The sequence below is a fragment of the Limimonas halophila genome (genome assembly GCF_900100655.1).
GTDB lineage: Bacteria > Pseudomonadota > Alphaproteobacteria > Kiloniellales > Rhodovibrionaceae > Limimonas > Limimonas halophila.
Genome location: NZ_FNCE01000004.1, coordinates 157,577 through 174,731 on the forward strand (window position 1 = coordinate 157,577; position 17,155 = coordinate 174,731).

13 protein-coding genes are annotated in these 17,155 nt (G+C 66.0%); 7 read left to right on the forward strand and 6 right to left on the reverse strand.

Annotation, left to right across the window (positions count from 1 at the left end; translation table 11 throughout):
- The first annotated feature begins 105 nt into the window (after window positions 1-105).
- Window positions 106-1,458, forward strand: a complete 1,353-nt coding sequence (locus BLQ43_RS07625) for a nucleoside recognition domain-containing protein (protein WP_090019541.1) — start codon at window positions 106-108, stop codon at window positions 1,456-1,458.
- Here the strand turns inward: BLQ43_RS07625 and BLQ43_RS07630 are convergent.
- Together BLQ43_RS07630 and BLQ43_RS07635 are read right to left on the reverse strand one after the other, a co-directional pair.
- Window positions 1,443-2,213: a FadR/GntR family transcriptional regulator gene (locus BLQ43_RS07630; RefSeq protein ID WP_090019542.1), complete on the reverse strand. Its 771-nt coding sequence runs from the start codon at window positions 2,211-2,213 to the stop codon at window positions 1,443-1,445. The two genes, BLQ43_RS07625 and BLQ43_RS07630, sit on opposite strands and share 16 nt — an antisense overlap.
- A 174-nt stretch (window positions 2,214-2,387) precedes the next feature.
- Entirely contained in the window at window positions 2,388-3,584 is a 1,197-nt protein-coding gene (locus BLQ43_RS07635; protein ID WP_090019543.1) for a cation:proton antiporter, read from the reverse strand.
- Between the two features lie 56 nt (window positions 3,585-3,640).
- Here BLQ43_RS07635 and BLQ43_RS07640 point away from each other — a divergent pair, with 56 nt between their 5' ends.
- From BLQ43_RS07640 to BLQ43_RS07650, 3 genes are all read left to right on the forward strand, one after another.
- Entirely contained in the window at window positions 3,641-4,453 is an 813-nt protein-coding gene (locus tag BLQ43_RS07640) for an N-formylglutamate amidohydrolase (RefSeq protein WP_090019544.1), read from the forward strand.
- A gap of 13 nt (window positions 4,454-4,466) precedes the next feature.
- Window positions 4,467-5,603, forward strand: a complete 1,137-nt coding sequence (locus tag BLQ43_RS07645) for a carboxylate-amine ligase (RefSeq protein WP_090019545.1) — start codon at window positions 4,467-4,469, stop codon at window positions 5,601-5,603.
- 234 nt (window positions 5,604-5,837) lie between these two features.
- The gene (locus BLQ43_RS07650; RefSeq protein ID WP_090019546.1) at window positions 5,838-6,512 is read left to right on the forward strand and encodes a hypothetical protein; all 675 of its coding nucleotides are present in this window, start codon (window positions 5,838-5,840) and stop codon (window positions 6,510-6,512) included.
- A gap of 38 nt (window positions 6,513-6,550) precedes the next feature.
- On the opposite strand, the gene BLQ43_RS14340 is transcribed toward BLQ43_RS07650, so the two are convergent.
- The 4 genes from BLQ43_RS14340 to BLQ43_RS07660 form a co-directional block, all read right to left on the reverse strand.
- Complete coding sequence (locus BLQ43_RS14340; protein ID WP_143006193.1) at window positions 6,551-7,228, reverse strand: hypothetical protein; 678 nt, start codon at window positions 7,226-7,228, stop codon at window positions 6,551-6,553.
- Between the two features lie 300 nt (window positions 7,229-7,528).
- Window positions 7,529-7,753 carry a helix-turn-helix domain-containing protein gene (locus BLQ43_RS07655; protein WP_245659504.1) on the reverse strand — a complete coding sequence of 75 codons (225 nt, stop codon included), beginning with the start codon at window positions 7,751-7,753 and terminating at the stop codon, window positions 7,529-7,531.
- 508 nt (window positions 7,754-8,261) lie between these two features.
- Window positions 8,262-8,900 (reverse strand): hypothetical protein, encoded by a 639-nt coding sequence (locus tag BLQ43_RS14345; RefSeq protein WP_176758573.1) that lies wholly within the window; start codon window positions 8,898-8,900, stop codon window positions 8,262-8,264.
- 99 nt (window positions 8,901-8,999) lie between these two features.
- Window positions 9,000-12,674, reverse strand: coding sequence for a vitamin B12-dependent ribonucleotide reductase (locus tag BLQ43_RS07660; protein WP_090019547.1), 3,675 nt, complete (start codon window positions 12,672-12,674; stop codon window positions 9,000-9,002).
- Between the two features lie 748 nt (window positions 12,675-13,422).
- Here BLQ43_RS07660 and BLQ43_RS07665 point away from each other — a divergent pair.
- The 3 genes from BLQ43_RS07665 to BLQ43_RS07675 all read left to right on the forward strand — a co-directional run bounded on the left by BLQ43_RS07665 (window position 13,423) and on the right by BLQ43_RS07675 (window position 17,140).
- A complete protein-coding gene (locus BLQ43_RS07665) occupies window positions 13,423-14,673 on the forward strand; it encodes a methyl-accepting chemotaxis protein (RefSeq protein ID WP_176758574.1) in 1,251 nt (416 codons plus the stop codon).
- Window positions 14,674-14,817: 144 nt separating this feature from the next.
- Window positions 14,818-15,465, forward strand: a complete 648-nt coding sequence (locus tag BLQ43_RS07670; RefSeq protein ID WP_245659505.1) for an OmpW/AlkL family protein — start codon at window positions 14,818-14,820, stop codon at window positions 15,463-15,465.
- A gap of 325 nt (window positions 15,466-15,790) precedes the next feature.
- Window positions 15,791-17,140 (forward strand): globin-coupled sensor protein, encoded by a 1,350-nt coding sequence (locus tag BLQ43_RS07675; RefSeq protein WP_090019550.1) that lies wholly within the window; start codon window positions 15,791-15,793, stop codon window positions 17,138-17,140.
- The last annotated feature ends 15 nt before the right edge of the window (window positions 17,141-17,155 follow it).

The following is a 17,155-nucleotide window of genomic DNA, read 5'->3' on the forward strand; positions in this document are numbered from 1 at the left end:
GTCGGAACGTGCCACGCCAGGACAAGATTGACGCTGAGGGGGAACCCGCCGGGCGTCCACCGGCATGACTGGTGGCGTCAAACTGCCGACAGTTCGGGGTGAGTCGTGAACGTCGTCTTTTTCGCGCTGGTCGCTATTGCGTTTGCGGTGGCGGCGTACCGTCACGTTACCTGGGCGCCGCCGGAAGGCGCCGAGGACCCCACGCCCCCGATGGAGGTGCTGGGGACGGGCATCATCGACGCCTCCAAGGGCGCGGTCGAACTGGCGATCGGCTTGGTGGGCGTGATGGCGCTCTTCCTGGGGCTGATGAAGGTGGCGGAGCGCGGCGGCCTGCTGCGCATCGTCGCCAAGGCGCTGCGGCCGGTGATGGTGCGGCTGTTCCCCGAAGTGCCGACGGATCACCCGGCCATGGGCGCGATGATCCTGAACCTCTCGGCGAATGTGCTGGGCCTGGGGAACGCGGCGACGCCCTTCGGCATCCGCGCCATGCAGCAGCTCGACAAGCTGAACCCGGCGAAGGGCAGCGCCAGCAACCCCATGGTGCTGTTTCTGGCGCTGAACACCTCCTCGGTGACGCTGCTGCCCACGGGGATCATCGCGCTGCGCGCCTCCGCCGGGTCGGCCGACCCCGCGGGGATCGTGCCGACGACGCTGTTCGCCACGCTGTGCTCGACCACCGTGGCGATCGTCACGGCGAAGACGCTGCAGCGCGTCTGGAGCCCGCCGCAGCCCGTTCCCGGCATCGCGGATCAGGAACCCGACGTCGTCGATCCGGCCCAGGATTCGCCCCAGCGCACGCCCCTGGACGAGGACGAGGCGGAGACCACCTACGCCGACGAGCTGAAAGGGGCGGAGCAGGGCTATCCCGCCTGGATCTCCATGCTGGTGCTCGGCGGCGTGCTGGCGCTGATCCCGACGACCGTGGTGTACGGCCAGGAACTGGCGCCGTGGATCATTCCGGGGCTGATCCTGCTGCTGCTGGGCTTCGGCTTCGCCAAGCGCGTGCCGGTGTACGAGGTCTTCGTTGAGGGCGCGCGCGACGGCTTTCAGGTGGCGCTGCGCATCATCCCGTATCTGGTCGCGATCCTGGTCGCAGTGGGGATGCTGCGCGACAGCGGGGCGCTGCAACTGATCATCGCGCCCCTGAGCGAGGTCACGCGCCTCATCGGCCTGCCGGGGGACGCGTTGCCGATGGCGCTGCTGCGCCCGCTGTCGGGGTCGGGGGCCTACGGCGTCGTGGCATCGACGATCCAGGACCCGGCGATCGGCCCGGACAGCTACGTCGGCTACCTCGTCTCCACGATGCAGGGCTCGACGGAGACGACCTTCTACGTCCTGGCGGTGTATTTCGGGGCGGTGCAGGTGCGGCGCTCGCGCCACGCCCTGGTGACGGGGCTGACCGCGGACGTGGCGGGCGTGATGGGCGCCGTGGCGGCGGTGTCCTACCTGTACGGCTGAGCCGCGGGGGCCTCGTCGTCGCGGTCGTCCGCGACGGCGCCCTGCGGGCCGAAGAGCGTCAGCATGCTCTGCAGGTGGTCGTGCATGGCGGCGGCGGCCTCGTCGGCGTCGCCGCGACGGATGGCGTCGAGGATGCGGCGGTGCTGCTCCACCAGATTCTGGCGCGCGTCCTCGGCCTGGAGCGCGGAGCGGTGGTAGCCGATGCTGCGCCCGAACACCCCGCCAAGCATGTCCAGCATGTGCGTGTAGACGGGGCTTTTGGCGGCCTTGCCGATGGCCATGTGGAAGGCGTGGTCGGCCTCCGCGCGCTCGGCGGGGTCGACCGCGCAATCGGCCATCGTGGCCAGGGCGTTCTCGATGGCGGCGATGTCCGCGTCGTCCGCGCGCTCGGCGGCGCGGCGGGCGGCCCAGACCTCCACGTTGTCGCGGATTTCGGCGAGGTCGCGCAGGTTGCCCACGTCGGCGGAGACGAGGCGGACGAGCGGGGTGTCCTGCTGGTCCACCGTGCTGATGACGCGCGTGCCGCCGCCCTGCAGCGCCACCACGTAGCCCTCGTCCTTGAGCTGCTGAAGGGCCGCGCGCACGGACACGCGGGAGACGTTCATCATCTCGGCCAGATGGCGCTCGCCGGGCAGGCGCTCACCGGGCGAGAGCGTGCCGGCGCGGATCAGCTTGAGCAGCTCTTGCGCGACGCGGTCGGCCACGCGCTCGCGCGGGATGGGGCGGAAACGGGGATCGGTCTGTTCGGCGCTCACGGTTGGCCTCAACCTCGGGCGTGTCTGGCGGCGCCGGGGCGAAGGTTATGCCGGCGAACCGCGGCTCTTCGCGGCGCAGCATGCTGACCCAGAACGAGAGGTCAAGCCGTGCGGCCCGCGCGCGGGGCCGCGTGCGCCCTGGCATGCGTCGGGCGCAACCCGTCCGGGGGAGGCTCACGCCTCGCCGACACGACCGGTGCCCTTGCCGGCTTCGCCCGCCTGCACGAGGGCCAGCCGGGTGAGGATGGGGCCGGACAGCTCGAACACGACGGTCGAGGCCACGACCAGCGACAGAATGGACTCGCGCAGCGCCGGAAAGGCGTTGCCGGCCACCAGCGCCATGCCGAGCGCCACGCCGGCCTGCGGCATGATGGCCGCGCCGAGCCAGCGTCGCGCGCTTTTGCTGGTGCCCGCGGCGAAGCCGCCGGCATAGGCGCCGGTGAACAGCCCGACGGCGCGCAGCGCGATGTAGGCGAGAACGATCGGCCCCACGGACGAGAGCGCGTCCAGGTGCAGCGACGCCCCGGCCAGCACGAAAAAGAGCACCATGAAGGGCCACTCGATGTTCTCGATCTCGTGGAAGGGGCGCTCGTGGTGGCTGGCCAGGTTGGCGACGGTCGCGCCCACCAGCATGGCCGCCAGCAGGAAGGACGCTTCCAGCCACATGGCGAGTCCGCCGGCCAGGAGGACCACACCCAGCGCCTCGGCCTGCGTGGGCTCGCCCGGTTGCAGGCGGCCCGTCAGGAACGCCGCCGGCACGCCCACCACGATCCCCACCACCAGGGCGCCGCCCAGTTCGCGCGCGCCGTGTTCCAGCGCCGCCCAGCCCCCGGCGTCGCCGGTCAGCCCCTGCGCCGTGGCGAGCAGGGCGGAGAAGACGATCAGGCCCCAGGCGTCGTCGATGGCGACCACGCCCAGCAGCGTGTCCGTCATGTCGCCGCCGGCGCGCAGCTCCTGCACCACGTTGGTCACGGCCGCGGGCGCGCTCGCGGGCGCGATGGCGGCGAGGACCAGCGCGAGTTCGGGGCGCACGCCGAGCGCGGCCAGCCCGGCGGCCACGAGCACGACCGTGGCGACGACCTCGAAGACGGATATCACCAGGACCGGTTTGCCGACGCGGCCCAGGGTGTCGCGCGACAACTTGCCGCCCAGCAGGAAGCCCACCATCAAGAGCGCCAGGTTGCTGATGAAGGGGTACCAGTCCTGCGCCTGCGCGGGCAGCGTGTCGGTCACGGCCGGGCCGAGGACCAGCCCCGCGACCACCAGCAGCGTGACGCGCGGAATCGGCAGCCGCGCGGAGACCAGATCGCCCAGCATGCCCAGCAGCAGCAGCGCGCCCAGCGTGGTGATGATGAGGCTCAGGTCGTCCATGGCCGTGCCAGCTCCGCATTTCGCCGCCCAGCGAAGTTCTCTACCATGCCGCCACCATGAATGACGTCACCCCGCATCCGCATTACAGCCATTCGCTGCTGGCGCCGGACGAGCCCGCGCCCTGGTGGGTTCACAACCCCGAGGGCCGCGCGCCCGTGCTGGTGGTATGCGACCACGCCAGCGCCTTCGTCCCGCGCGCCTTCGGCAGTCTGGGGTTGGAGTCGCGCCACTTCGAGCGCCACATCGCCTACGATCCGGGCGCGGCGGCGGTGGCGCGGCGGCTGGCGGGGCACCTGGACGCGGCGTGCGTGCTCTCCCACTTCTCGCGCCTGGTGATCGACCCCAACCGCCAGCTGGACGACCCGACGCTGGTGCCCACGGTGGCGGAGAACACCGTCATCCCCGGCAACCGCGGGCTGAGCGAAAGCGCGGTTCAGCGGCGCGTGGACACCTTCTTCCACCCCTATCACGGCGAGATCGAGCGCCGCCTGGACGCGCTGGACGCGCGCGGGCCGGCGCCGGTGCTGATCTCGGTGCATTCCTTCACGCCGGTCATGCACGGCCAGGAGCGCCCCTGGGAGATCGGCGTGCTGTGGGACGAGGACACGCGCCTCGCCGCGCCCTTCATGGACGCCATGGCCGAACGCGGCCACGTCGTCGGCGACAACGAGCCCTATTCGGGCCGGCACGGCCACGGCTACACGGCCAACGTGCACGGCGACGGGCGTGGGCTGGCGAACCTGCTGCTGGAACTGCGCCAGGACCTGCTGCGCACCACCGGCCAGCAGCAGGCGTGGGCGGACACGCTCGCCAACGACCTGAAGGCGCTGCTGAAGGATCCGGCCTTGTATTCGTCTCGACGGACGTAACGGCGGAGGCGCGATGATCGCCAGCGAGCCGTCCTTCTCCCTGGGCATGGAAGAGGAATACCTGCTCGTCGATCCGGCGACGCGGGATCTCGTAAGCGAGGCGCCCGAGGGGCTGATGCCCGCCTGCGAGGCGCGCCTGGGCGAGCGCGTCAGCCCCGAGTTCCTGCGCTGTCAGGTGGAGGTCGGCACGCGCATCTGCCGCGACATCCACGAGCTGCGCGGCGAGATCGCCCACCTGCGCCGCTCGGTGGCGGAGATCGCGGGCGACTACGGCCTTGCGCCCATCGCGGCGTCCACCCATCCCTACGCCGCCTGGACCAGCCAGAAGCACACCGACAAGGAGCGCTACAACGTCCTCGCCCGCGACATGCAGGCGGTGGCGCGGCGCATGATCATTTGTGCCATGCACGTCCACGTCGGCATCGAGGACGACGAACTGCGCATGGACCTGATGGGGCAGGCGACGTACTTCCTGCCGCACCTGCTGGCGCTGTCCACCTCCTCGCCGTTCTGGCGCGGCGAGCACACGGGGCTGAAATCCTACCGCCTGGCGGTGTTCGACGAGCTGCCGCGCACCGGCCTGCCCGAGCAGTTCGATTCCTGGGCCACCTACGCCCGGCACCTGGAGACGATGAAACGCGCCGGGGTGCTGGAGGACGGCACCAAGATCTGGTGGGACATCCGCCCCTCCGCGCGCTTCCCCACGCTGGAAATGCGCATCACCGACGTGTGCACGCGCCTGGAGGACGGCATCTGCATCGCCGCGATCTTCCAGTGCCTGCTGAAGCTGCTCTATCGCCTGAAGCGCAACAACCAGCGCTGGCGGCGTTACGCCAACATGCTGATCCAGGAAAACCGCTGGCGTGCGCAGCGCTACGGCATCGACGAGGGGCTGGTGGATTTCGGCCGCGGCGAGATCGTGCCCTACGCGACCCTGCTGGAAGAACTGATCGGCCACATCCACTCGGACGCCGAAGAGGCGGGCTGCCTGCGCGAGGTGCTGCACGCCCGCGAGATCCTGCGCCGCGGCACCTCGGCGCACTGGCAGCTCGGCACCTATGAACAGGGCCTCACCGACGGCCTGGAACCCACCGAGGCCCTGCGCCGCGTCGTCGACATGCTGCGGCGGGAGACGGTGGCGGACGTTTGATACCGCCAAGTTAAAGAAAGTATCGACCCCAACCCCCTCTATAATCTCCCCCTTCCCCTTGCAGGGGAAGGGGGAGACGGGTTTGGGGCGACGGCCCGAAACCCAGAGGGGGATGGGGCTATCTATGCACTCGAAGCTTATGAATTGACTGGCTCGCTGATATGAGAATGGCCCCGGCCGCCGGTTCGCGGCGGCCCACTCCGCGCCGCGCGACAATCCGGATCGGGAGACGTGATGCTGGACGGAAGCTTGGCCGTGCTGGCCGGGGCGATCGGGCTCGGCCTGCTGCACGGGATCGAGCCGGGCCACGGCTGGCCGCTGGCGGCGAGCTACGGCGTGGCGCGGCGCAACCGCTACGCGGCGGGGTTCGCGGCGGGCGCGATCCTGGGCACCGGGCACCTGATCAGCAGCATTGCCGTGGTGCTGGTGTTCTTCGGCGCCAAGGCGTGGCTGTCGCTGGGCGAGCTGTGGTGGATGCATTATGCCGCCGGCGCGCTGCTGATCGCGCTCGGCCTGTGGGAGCTGCGCCATGTCGTGCGGGGCGGGCACGGGCACAGCCACGCGCACGGGCATCACCACCACCATCATCACGATCACGATGACGGCGAGACGGCCGGCGAGGGCGGCACGACGCTCTGGGGCCTGGCGGGTGCGGCCTTCGCGCTCGGCTTCGCGCACGAGGAGGAGTTCGAGATCATCGGGCTATGCGCCGGCTCGAACCTGTGCCTGGAGCTGATGCTGGTCTACGCGCTGACGGTGATCGCCGCGATCACGGGGCTGACGCTGGCGCTGATCGCGGGCTACCAGCGCTGGCAGCACCGCCTGGAACACCTGGCCCCGCACCTGCCCAAACTCTCCGCCGCCATCCTCATCCTCATGGGCGCCGGCTTCATGGCCGGGGTGTTGTGAGGTGGTCCCCAGGCTGAATGTAGCATGCGCCGTTTCACCTAACTATTGTTTGCATGGGTGCAATCACGATATTGATCGCCGTTGAGCGCCATTCGTTCTAAAATGTTCGTATCGTTTGCATCAAAAATCGTCTGACGCCCCATTATATCGATATTATCACTTTTTAAAACTATTGTATGAATAGTCCAGTGCTCGCTTTCAATGCTGCTATCTGCAATAAAAACGTGGTCCCCCAAGCTCGAAATTAGATGTCCTCGAATGATACTATTCTTCTCCCCGCGTTTAAAAGCGAAACAATATTCATTATAAACAGCTTTGGTAACCGAAGGCGTGCCGTGGAAAAACCAGACAAAAACAAGTCCAATAATAAGTCCAATAAAGGAACCTATTGCCCGAGATCTGTAACCTTTGTTTATTTTTTTAGCCATAAGCCCGCACAAGTAAAAAATTCCTATGGAGATAACGAGTATGCCGACATTGCGAAAGGGAGCAAACACTAAATCACTAACTGTTGCATAATAAGCAAAATTTATACCATAAGATTGTAACTTAATATATTCAAGAACGCCACCATATATGGCGACAATAAAATAAAATAAGGGTGCGACTGTAGCGCCTTTTTCCAGTATTATAGATCTTATAGAAAACGTCTTGGGTTGACCTTCGTTGTCCTCATCACCGGTACGATTGAATCGTCCGCCGTTGCCTTGGCTCATTTCGCATTCTACCTCTCCAGTCAACACATACCTCCGAACGCTAAACTGCTCACGTTATGCTAATAGCATATTTAATACTAACTTCTTCTAAACCTTTATCTATATCTCGTCAAACGTTTTTTGCTTTGCATGTATTAACACATATCATTTTTTATAATCTATATTATTCAAAAACGTTGCAACATATATGCTTAAATACGGAAGTATATTTATTCATGGCACGGTGGCGAGTTTGTATATTATAATAATATCGGTTTTCAGAAGTAAAACTACTGACAATCCGATGCTAATTCTCGGTGATTACAATGTCTCTATTTCTGGCGGCACGACGCCGCCGTTGTCGAGGAAGGTGACGCCGGCGGCCTCGAAGGTGGATTTGAGCAGGAAGAGGGTGCCGGGGTTGGTGTTTTCGCCGCGTTCGATGCGGCGGACGGTGTTTTCGTGAACGCCCGCGCGCTCGGCCGTGACGCGCAGGCTCCAGTCCAGCGCGGCGCGCGCCATGCGGATTTGCCGCCCGGTCAACATGCGGCCTCGCGTAGCCGGGGCGGCGCGTGGTGTCAAAGCGACAACGACGGCCTGACGGCGCTGTACGAGCGGGCCGCCACGATGCCGGCCGTGCCGTGGCAGGGCGATGGAAACGAACCTTACCATGTAAGGCGGATTTGCCGCCGAAGGCGGCAATCCGACATGACCGCACGCGCCGAACCACCGGTGCGGAAAGGCGGCTTGCCCGCCGCGCGCCGTCTATGGAGCGCGTGGCGGGCGAAGCCGCCGCACGGTCGCTTTTCCGCTGCCTTATGCGTTCAGATACGTAAGTTCTTTACGGGAACAAAAGGGGAGTTGGTCTCGGCACTGTATCGAACTTTTTCCTCAATGATCGTTTTCAGATTCATCCGATTCTCTAAGCATTGTTCAATGTCAGTTCCGTCCATGCACACAAATTTTGTCGGGCGTCCGCTAGATATAGCTTCTAGACTTCCGCTCGCAAAACCTGAATAGCTTACAAAAATTCCTCTTGCCCAATCTGGTCGTCCTATAAGCTTAGAATGGAACTTTTGGAGCTCTTCGACCCCAATTTTTTTGTATGCCACTTGGCTTCGAGCAAATATGGCGTATGTCCTAGGACAAAGCTCCCGTCGATTTCTTCGTTTTTTAGGCGAAAAGCTGGATTTGGCGAAAGCCGAAAAAAGTCAAAAAGCTCATTTAAGAATTGCTCAAACTCGCGCCCGCGGCGAATGCTCTCCATTTTGTCCATGTCATGGAGCCATTTAATGAAGTATTCATTCTCGTCCTGATTCTGCGGAATTTGTTCTATAATTTTATCAGATTTTAAAGTTTTTATGCGTATGCCAATTCTTTCACATTGTTCGACGACCTTTAAGACTTGATCTTGCGTGATTTGCCCCCTGTTTTTTGGCTTCTCTAGACCGCGAAGAACAATATTGGTGACGAGGTTTGCAAATATTGCTTTGTCCGTTTGTATTGCGTTAGAAAGCAGAAGAAATAGTCCATAAGACTTGCTGTGGACGTCAGGAATAAGATGACGGGCGCTGAGGTCTTCAGCGACAGCAGGAATGGTGTAATAATATTTACCCTTTGGGTGTTTGGTCCAAGGGAGAAAATCATAGAGCGTATAGACAAGTGAATCCATATCGCGCTTTCTGTACACCATATGTCAATACTCTCTATAAGATAATATGTTTTGAGTTCCTCATATAAGGATTATCGTAGGCGATGCGGTGGTTTGCAACCACCGCATCGCTGATAATCGTCAACTACACCCGGTCGTGCTCCCGCAGGTGACGCACTTCAGGCAGGTGCCGTTGCGGACGAGGGTGAAGTTGCCGCAGGAATCGCAGGCGTCGCCCTCGTAGCCCTTGAGGCGGGCTTCCGCCATCGCGCGGTCGCGCCCCGAGCCGCCGGTGGACGTGCCGCCGGACGGGCGGGTGGTCGTGCTCACCGTGGCCGTGCCCGCGCTGGCGGCCGCCGAGCCGCCAACCGGGCCGCCGCCACCGCCGGCGGCGCGGGCGGTCGTCTCGCCGCCCTGGTTGCCGTGATAGACCGTCAGGGCGTTGCGCACGTAGCCGGTGGAGGCGTAGCGGCGCACCGTTTCCTGCACCTCGTCCTCGCCGAGCGCCGACTGCTCGCCCTCGCCGACGGCGTCCGGCCAGGTGTCGCTGGGCGAGACGTGGGCGAGGTCGTCGCGGCCCAGGTAGCTCACCGCCAGCTCGCGGAAGATGTAGTCGAGCAGCGAGGTCGCCATCTTGATGGTGTCGTTGCCCTCGACCATCCCCGAGGGCTCGAAGCGCGTGAACGTAAACGCGTCCACGTACTCCTCCAGCGGCACGCCGTACTGCAGCCCGATCGAGATGGCGATGGCGAAGTTGTTCATCAGCGAGCGGAAGGCCGCGCCCTCCTTGTGCATGTCGATGAAGATCTCGCCCAGATCGCCGTCCTCGTACTCGCCCGTGCGCAGATACACCTTGTGGCCGCCCACGTTGGCCTTCTGCGTGTAGCCCTTGCGCCGGCCGGGCAGGCGACGGCGCTCGGCCCGCTTCTCGATCACGCGCTCGACCACGCGCTCAGTGATCATCTGCGCGCGCTCCTGGGCCGGGGCCTCGGCCACCGCGTCCGCGACCTCCTCGGCGTCCTCGTCCTCGTCGTCCGCGATCAGCGAGGCCGCCAGCGGCTGCGACAGCTTGGAGCCGTCGCGGTACAGGGCGTTGGCCTTGAGGCCGAGACGCCAGGACAGCTTGTAGGCGTCCTTGCAGTCCTCGACCGTCGCCGCCTTGGGCATGTTGATCGTCTTGGAGATCGCGCCCGAGATGAACGGCTGCGCCGCCGCCATCATGCGGATGTGGCTCTCCACCGACAGCGAGCGCGTGCCCTTGCGCCCGCAGGCGATGGCGCAGTCGAACACCGGCAGGTGCTCGGCCTTCAGGTAGGGCGCGCCCTCGACCGTCATGGCGCCGCAGCAGTAGGTGTTGGCGGCGTCGATGGCCTCCTCGCTGAAGCCGAGCGCGGCCAGCATGTCGAAGCCGATGTCGTTCAGCTGGGCGTCGGTGAAGCCGAGCGTCTGCTTGCAGAACACCTCGCCCAGCGTCCACTTGTTGAAGGCGAAGCGGATGTCGAAGGCGCTGCCCAGCGCGCCCTCCAGGTTCGCCAGCGCCTCCTCGGTGAAGCCGACCTTGCGCAGGGCGTCGTGGTTCACGCCGGGCGCGTTCTCCAGCGTGCCGTTGCCGACGGCGTGGCGGACGATGGCCTCGACCTGATCCTCCGGATAGCCGAGCTTCGCCAGCGCCTCCGGCACGGTGCGGTTGATGATCTTGAAGTAGCCGCCGCCGGCCAGCTTCTTGAACTTCACCAGGGCGAAGTCGGGCTCGATGCCGGTGGTGTCGCAGTCCATCACCATGCCGATCGTGCCCGTGGGCGCGATCACCGTGGCCTGCGCGTTGCGGTAGCCGTGCTCCTCACCAAGCTCCAGCGCGCGGTCCCAGGCGGCCTTGGCGGCCTCGCCCAGGTTGCGGTCGGGCAGGTTGGCGTGGTCCAGCGCCACCGGCGCGTGGGTCAGGCCCTCGTAGCCCGCCTCGGCGCCGTGGGCCGCGCGGGTGTGGTTGCGCATCACCGCCAGCATGGGCTCGCGGTTCTCCGCGAAGCCGGGGAAGGCGCCCAGCTCGCTCGCCATCTCGGCGGAGGCGGCGTAGGACTCACCCGTCATCACAGCCGAGATCGCGCCGGCCATGGCGCGGCCCTGCTCGCTGTCGTAGGGCAGGCCCTCGGCCATCAGCAGGCCGCCCAGGTTGGCGTAGCCCAGGCCCAGCGTGCGGAAGCGGTAGGACAGGCGCGCGATCGCCTCGGAGGGGAACTGCGCCATCATCACCGAGATTTCGAGCGCCACCGTCCACAGCCGCGTGGCGTGGCGGAAGCCCTCCACGTCGAACCCGGCCTCGCCGCGGAACGGCATGAGGTTGATCGAGGCCAGGTTGCACGCGGTGTCGTCCAGGAACATGTACTCCGAGCACGGGTTGCTGGCGTTGATCCGCCCGGAGTTGGGGCAGGTGTGCCAGGCGTTGATCGTGCTGTCGTACTGGATGCCCGGATCGGCGCAGGCCCAGGCGGCGTAGCCGATCTTATCCCACAGCTCGCTGGCGTTGACCGTGCCGGCGCGGCTGCCGTCCACGCGGTTGATCAGCGGCCAGTCCTCGCCGTTCTCCACGGCCCGCAGGAAGGCGTCGCTGACGCGCACCGAGTTGTTGGAGTTCTGGCCCGAGACGGTGTTGTAGGCCTCGCTGTCCCAGTCCGTGTCGTACTCGGGGAACACCATCTCGGTGTAGCCCTGGCGCGCGAACTGGATGACGCGCTGGACGTAGTTCTCCGGCACCTGGGCGGCGCGGGCGTCCTTGATGGCCCCCTTCAGGTCCGGGTTCTGCTTGGGATCGAAGGCGGCCTCGCCGGACTCCCGCCACGCGTTACAGGCGGCCATGACGGCGTGCATGTGCTGCTTGCACTGCTTGGAGCCGGTGACGAGCGCGGCGACCTTCTGCTCCTCGACCACCTTCCAGTCGATGTAGTCCTCGATGTCGGGGTGGTCGACGTCGACCGTGACCATCTTGGCCGCGCGGCGCGTCGTGCCGCCGGACTTGATCGCGCCCGCCGCGCGGTCGCCGATCTTGAGGAAGGACATCAGCCCGGACGAGCGCCCGCCGCCGGCGAGCTTCTCGCCGGCCCCGCGCACGGAGGAGAAGTTGGTGCCCGTGCCCGAGCCGTACTTGAACAGCCGCGCCTCACGGACCCACAGGTCCATGATGCCGTTGTCGTTCACCAGGTCGTCGTTGACCGACTGGATGAAGCAGGCGTGCGGCTGGGGGTGCTCGTAGGCGCTCTTGGACTCCGTCATCTCCCCGGTGAAGGGGTCGACGTAGTAGTGGCCCTGGCTCGGCCCGTCGATGCCGTAGGCCCAGTGCAGCCCGGTGTTGAACCACTGGGGGGAGTTGGGCGCCGCCATCTGCGTGGCGAGCATGTAGCGCATCTCGTCATAGAATGCGCGCGCGTCGGCCTCGGTGTCGAAGTAGCCGCCCTTCCAGCCCCAGTAGGTCCAGGTGCCGGCCATGCGGTTGAAGACCTGCTTGGCGCTGGTCTCGCTGCCGTCGCGCTCGGCGTCCGGCTCGCTGGCGAGCGCGTCCTCGTCGGGGACGGAACGCCACAGCCAGCTCGGCACGTCGTTCTCCTCGACGCGCTTCAGGTGCGAGGCCACGCCGCGCTTGCGCAGGTACTTCTGGGCCAGGATGTCGCTGGCGACCTGGCTCCAGTCGGCCGGCACCTCCAGGCCCTCCTGGCGGAAGACGAGCGAGCCGTCCGGGTTGCGGATCTCGCTCGTCGTCGCCCGGAAGGGCATGTCCTCGAACACCTCGCGGTCGGCGCGCGTGTAGCGTCGCTCGATCTTCATGACTCCCCCTCTGCGTCACGGGCGCGGCCGGGCTGCTCGCGCCCGCTGTGAGATGCGCTCGTCCGGTTGAGGCGCCGTATCCCCGCACCCATGCGAATGCGCGGACCGCACGGCCTCATTCCCTCAAAGGTATATCCCGTCGAATCGCAAATGGACGGCGTTTGAAACCAATAAAATCCGAATCAAACGATTGATTGTGGGTGGTCGCGAATGGCGTGGGCGGCTGCCTGGCCGGCGTGTGAGCCCCCGCCGTCCGCTGCCACGATCTACTAAACATGGTAGGCGGCTGGGTGTAAAGCCCTAATTCTGGACATCCCGGCCGGGGACAGCCTGTGGATAACCTGGCGGCCTGGGGACAGGCTGTGGATTTGTCGCTGTGGATGGTGTGGACAAAAATTCCGCCGATTCAATTTCAAATCGACCTTGACCGCGGCGACGCGGCGTGTGACGCGCGTTTCACGTTTCCGCCCCGGTGCGGCGGCCGCGCGTCCATGCCGGCCGGCCGATGCAGCGCGCGCAAACCTGATCCGAGCCGCGCGGGGCGGTGCCGTGCCAGCGTGCGCATGTGCCGGTTGGGCGTCCGTTTGGCCACGACATCTTGGGCCGGGGTCGGGCGTGCGGGTCCAGGGCCGGCGCCGCGCCGGCTTTGCGGCAGGTCATGGCGCGGGCCGGCCATCGCGTGCACGCGGTTGCTTTCCGCGTGTTTATGAATCAAACGGGGACCAGCCTGCAGCCCAGGGAGGGAACGATGCGCGTCCGGGACTCGGTTTTCACGGCGATCGCCGCGCTGGCGCTCTTCGGCACGATCGCGAACGTCCTTCTGGTCGTCACGGTCTGGTTCCAGTACCAGGCGGCCACGTCGGAAACGGCCGTCATCAAGCTCGTTGGCGCGCTCGTGCTCGCCGTCGTTTCGGGCATCACGCTCATCGTGTCCTGGCGGATGGTCCATTCCCGCATCACGCAGCCGGCCGAATCCCTGACAGCCGTCATGGGCGAATTGGCGAACGGCAAGCACGACGTCGACGTCCCCTACACGGATGCGCCGCACGAATTCGGCGACATGGCGCGCGCCGTCCAGGTCTTCCGCGACAACGCGCGCGAGGCCGAAAGCCTGCGCCACGACCGCGCGGAGAAGGAGGCGCACGAGGAAAAGCGCCGCGCCATGAACCAGTTGGCCGACCGCTTCCAGCACGAGGTGGGCGAGATCACCCAGCACCTGGACAACGCCAGCGGCCGCCTGAAGCCCACGGCGCAGAGCATGTCGGAGGTCGCCAACGACACCGAGCAAAAGGCCCAGGCCGTCGCCTCCGCGGCCGAGCAGGCCAGCACGAATGTGGAAACCGTGGCCTCGGCGGCGCAGGAGCTGACCCAGTCCATCGAAGAGGTCTCGGGCCGCATCACTCAGGCCTCCGAAACTGCCCAGACTGCCCGCGGCGAGGCCGACCGCGCCAACGAGCGCGTGCAGGCGCTGCGCGACGCCGCCAACCAGATCGGCGACGTCATCCAGCAGATCCAGGACATCGCGGAGAAGACGAACCTGCTTGCCCTCAACGCCACGATCGAGGCCGCGCGCGCGGGCGAGGCCGGCAAGGGCTTCGCCGTCGTCGCCGACGAGGTCAAGAACCTCGCCAACCAGACGCACAAGGCGACCGAGGACATCGCCGGCCGCATCACGCGCGTGCAGAACGAGACGCAGGAGGCCGTCCAGGCGATCGAGGCCATCACCGGCAGCGTGAAGGAGATCGACGAGGCCGCGTCCTCCATCGCCTCCGCCATGGAGCAGCAGAACGCCTCGACCCAGGAGATCGCGCGCAACATCGAGGAGGCCTCGAAGGGCGCGAAGGAGGTGACCGAGACGATCGCCCAGGTCACGGATGCGGCCAACCGGACCGGCTCCTACGCGACCGACGTGCTCTCCACCGCCAAGGATCTGGATACGCAGTCCTCCACGCTCCAGACCAAGGTGGAGGGGTTCGTCGGCGACATCCGCTCGGCGTGATCGGTTTTACCGGGGCGGGGCCGTGTGAGGCCGGTCCGGCCCCGGATTGACGTCGATCAAATCGTCCCCGCCCGCGTGCGGGTAGGTTCCCGCTCACGAAATCGTGAGGACACCACCAAGCGGGATGTGAAGGGGACCATGCAGATGAAGCGTATCGCTGTCGGCGCGCTGGCCGCGGCGGCCATGCTGGCGCCGGTGACCGCCGCCGCGCAGAATTTCGAGCCCAAGACGGCCGGCGACATCATGGTGCGCGGGCGCGCCATTGGCATTCTGCCGGACGAGGGCGCGTCCATCTCGCCCGGCGGCGGCGACATCGACATCGAGGACAAGGTCGTCCCGGAACTGGACGTCACCTACTTTGTCACCGACCACATCGCGGCCGAGCTGATCGCGGCCACCGCCAGGCACGACGTCTCCGTCGACGGCAACGCGGCCCTGGGTGACGCCAGCCTCGGCGACGTGCGCCTGCTGCCGCCCACGCTGACGGCGCAGTACCACTTCCGCCCGAGCGAGCGCATCAGCCCCTACGTCGGCGCTGGCGTCAACTACACGGCTTTCTTCGACGAAAGCCCCGGCGCCCTCGATTCCGTCGACTACGACAACAGCTTCGGCGCCGCGTTGCAGGCGGGCGTGGACGTCGCCATCAGCGGCGGCTGGTTCGTCAACGCCGACGTGAAGAAGCTGTTCCTGGACACCGACGTCAGCGGCTCGGTCGGCGGTACGGCCGTCGATGCCGGTGAAGTGGACGTCGATCCGTGGATTGTCGGCGTCGGCCTGGGCTACCGTTTCTGAGGTCCAAAGCGCCGGCGCGCGCCGGAAGAACCGACGCGCCGTCAAAACCGCCCCGGCCGACGCTGGGGCGGTTGTGTTGTGAGCGCCCAATGCGGTATCCCCAACGGATCACACTCGCCTTAGGTGCAAAAACGACCGGTTGGTTGCGCGTTGAACGCTGAATGTCGAACAGGTCACAGCCTGGACGCGTGGGCTCGCCGGACGGACCGATCAGCTGATTTGCTGTTCAAAATTATTCGGGTTCACAACTCCGTAACGGGATTTTTACGCGCAGCCGTTTAGAACCACTTGAAAACATGCCCGGGCTGGACGGGGGACGCTCGCGATGACGCAAACCGCGTCTGCGGATGACAAGCTGGCTTTCTGGTGCATGGACGCCACCAAGCGCCAGTGTCTGGCTGAGGTCGGCAAGGCTCTGGAGCCGGAGCTGCCGGACATCCTGGACCGCTTCTACGACCACCTGCGCGCGTGGCCGGGCATGCGCCAGATGTTCGACGGTGAGGACGGGATGAAGCGCGCCCGCGACCGGCAGCTCGATCACTGGCGCCAGCTGCTGTCCGGCCGCTTCGACGAGTCCTTCTTCCGGTCGGTCCGCAAGGTCGGCGAGGCGCACCAGCGTCTGGGCCTGGAGCCGTCGTGGTACATGGGCGGCTACGCCTTTGTCCTCGGGGAGATGTGCGCCGCCATCGCGCGCCGTTTCGGCGACGGCTGGGCGCGGTCCAACACCGAGAAGCGCGCCGAGGCGCAGCGCGCCGTGGTCCAGGCGGCGCTGCTCGATATGGACCTCGCGCTCAGCGTTTACCACGAGGAAAACGCGAACGCGAAAGAGCGGCTGGTCGCCGACATCGCGCAGCAGTTCGACCAGAGCATCGGCGAGGTGGCCGGGCAGGTGGCCCACGCCGCCGACGGCATGAGCAAGACGGCCCACTCGCTCTCCGCCAGCGCCAGCCAGGCCGCGCACGGTGTCGCCGGCGCACAGGACGGCGCGGAGGCCGCGGCCACGCACGTTCAGCAGGTGGCCGACGGCGTCGAGAACCTGCGCGCGGCCATCGACGACATCAGCCGGCAGGCCGTGGAATCCACGCGCGTCGCGGGCGAGGCGCGCAGCGAGGCGGAGACGGCGTCGGAAAAGATGCAGGGCCTCGAGGACGCCGCCCGCAAGATCGGCGAGGCCGTGACGCTCATTCACGACATCGCGGACAAGACGAATCTCCTGGCGCTCAACGCCACGATCGAGGCGGCGCGCGCGGGCGAGGCCGGGAAGGGCTTCGCCGTCGTGGCCGACGAGGTCAAGTCGCTGGCCAAGCAGACGACGAAGGCCACGAAGGAGATCGAGGAGCAGATCAAGCAGGTGCAGCAGGGCACGCAGGACGCCGTCTCGGCAATCCAGCGCGTCACGGGCTCGATCCAAAAGGTCGATGAGGTCGCCAGTTCCATCTCCTCGGCCGTGGAGGAGCAAAGCAGCGCCTCGCACGAGATGGCCGGCAGCGTCAGCCAGGCCTCGAACGAGGTGCAAAAGGCGGCGGACGCGGTGTCGGAAGCCAACGCCGCCGTGGAGTCCGTGGACGGGTCCTCCAACGAACTGGTTTCGGCCGCCGATGAGCTCCAGCAGCAGGCCGACCGCCTGCGCAGCGATGCGCCCGCGTTCCTGGATCGCCTGCGCCAAAGCGCGTAATCCCGGTGCGGGCTG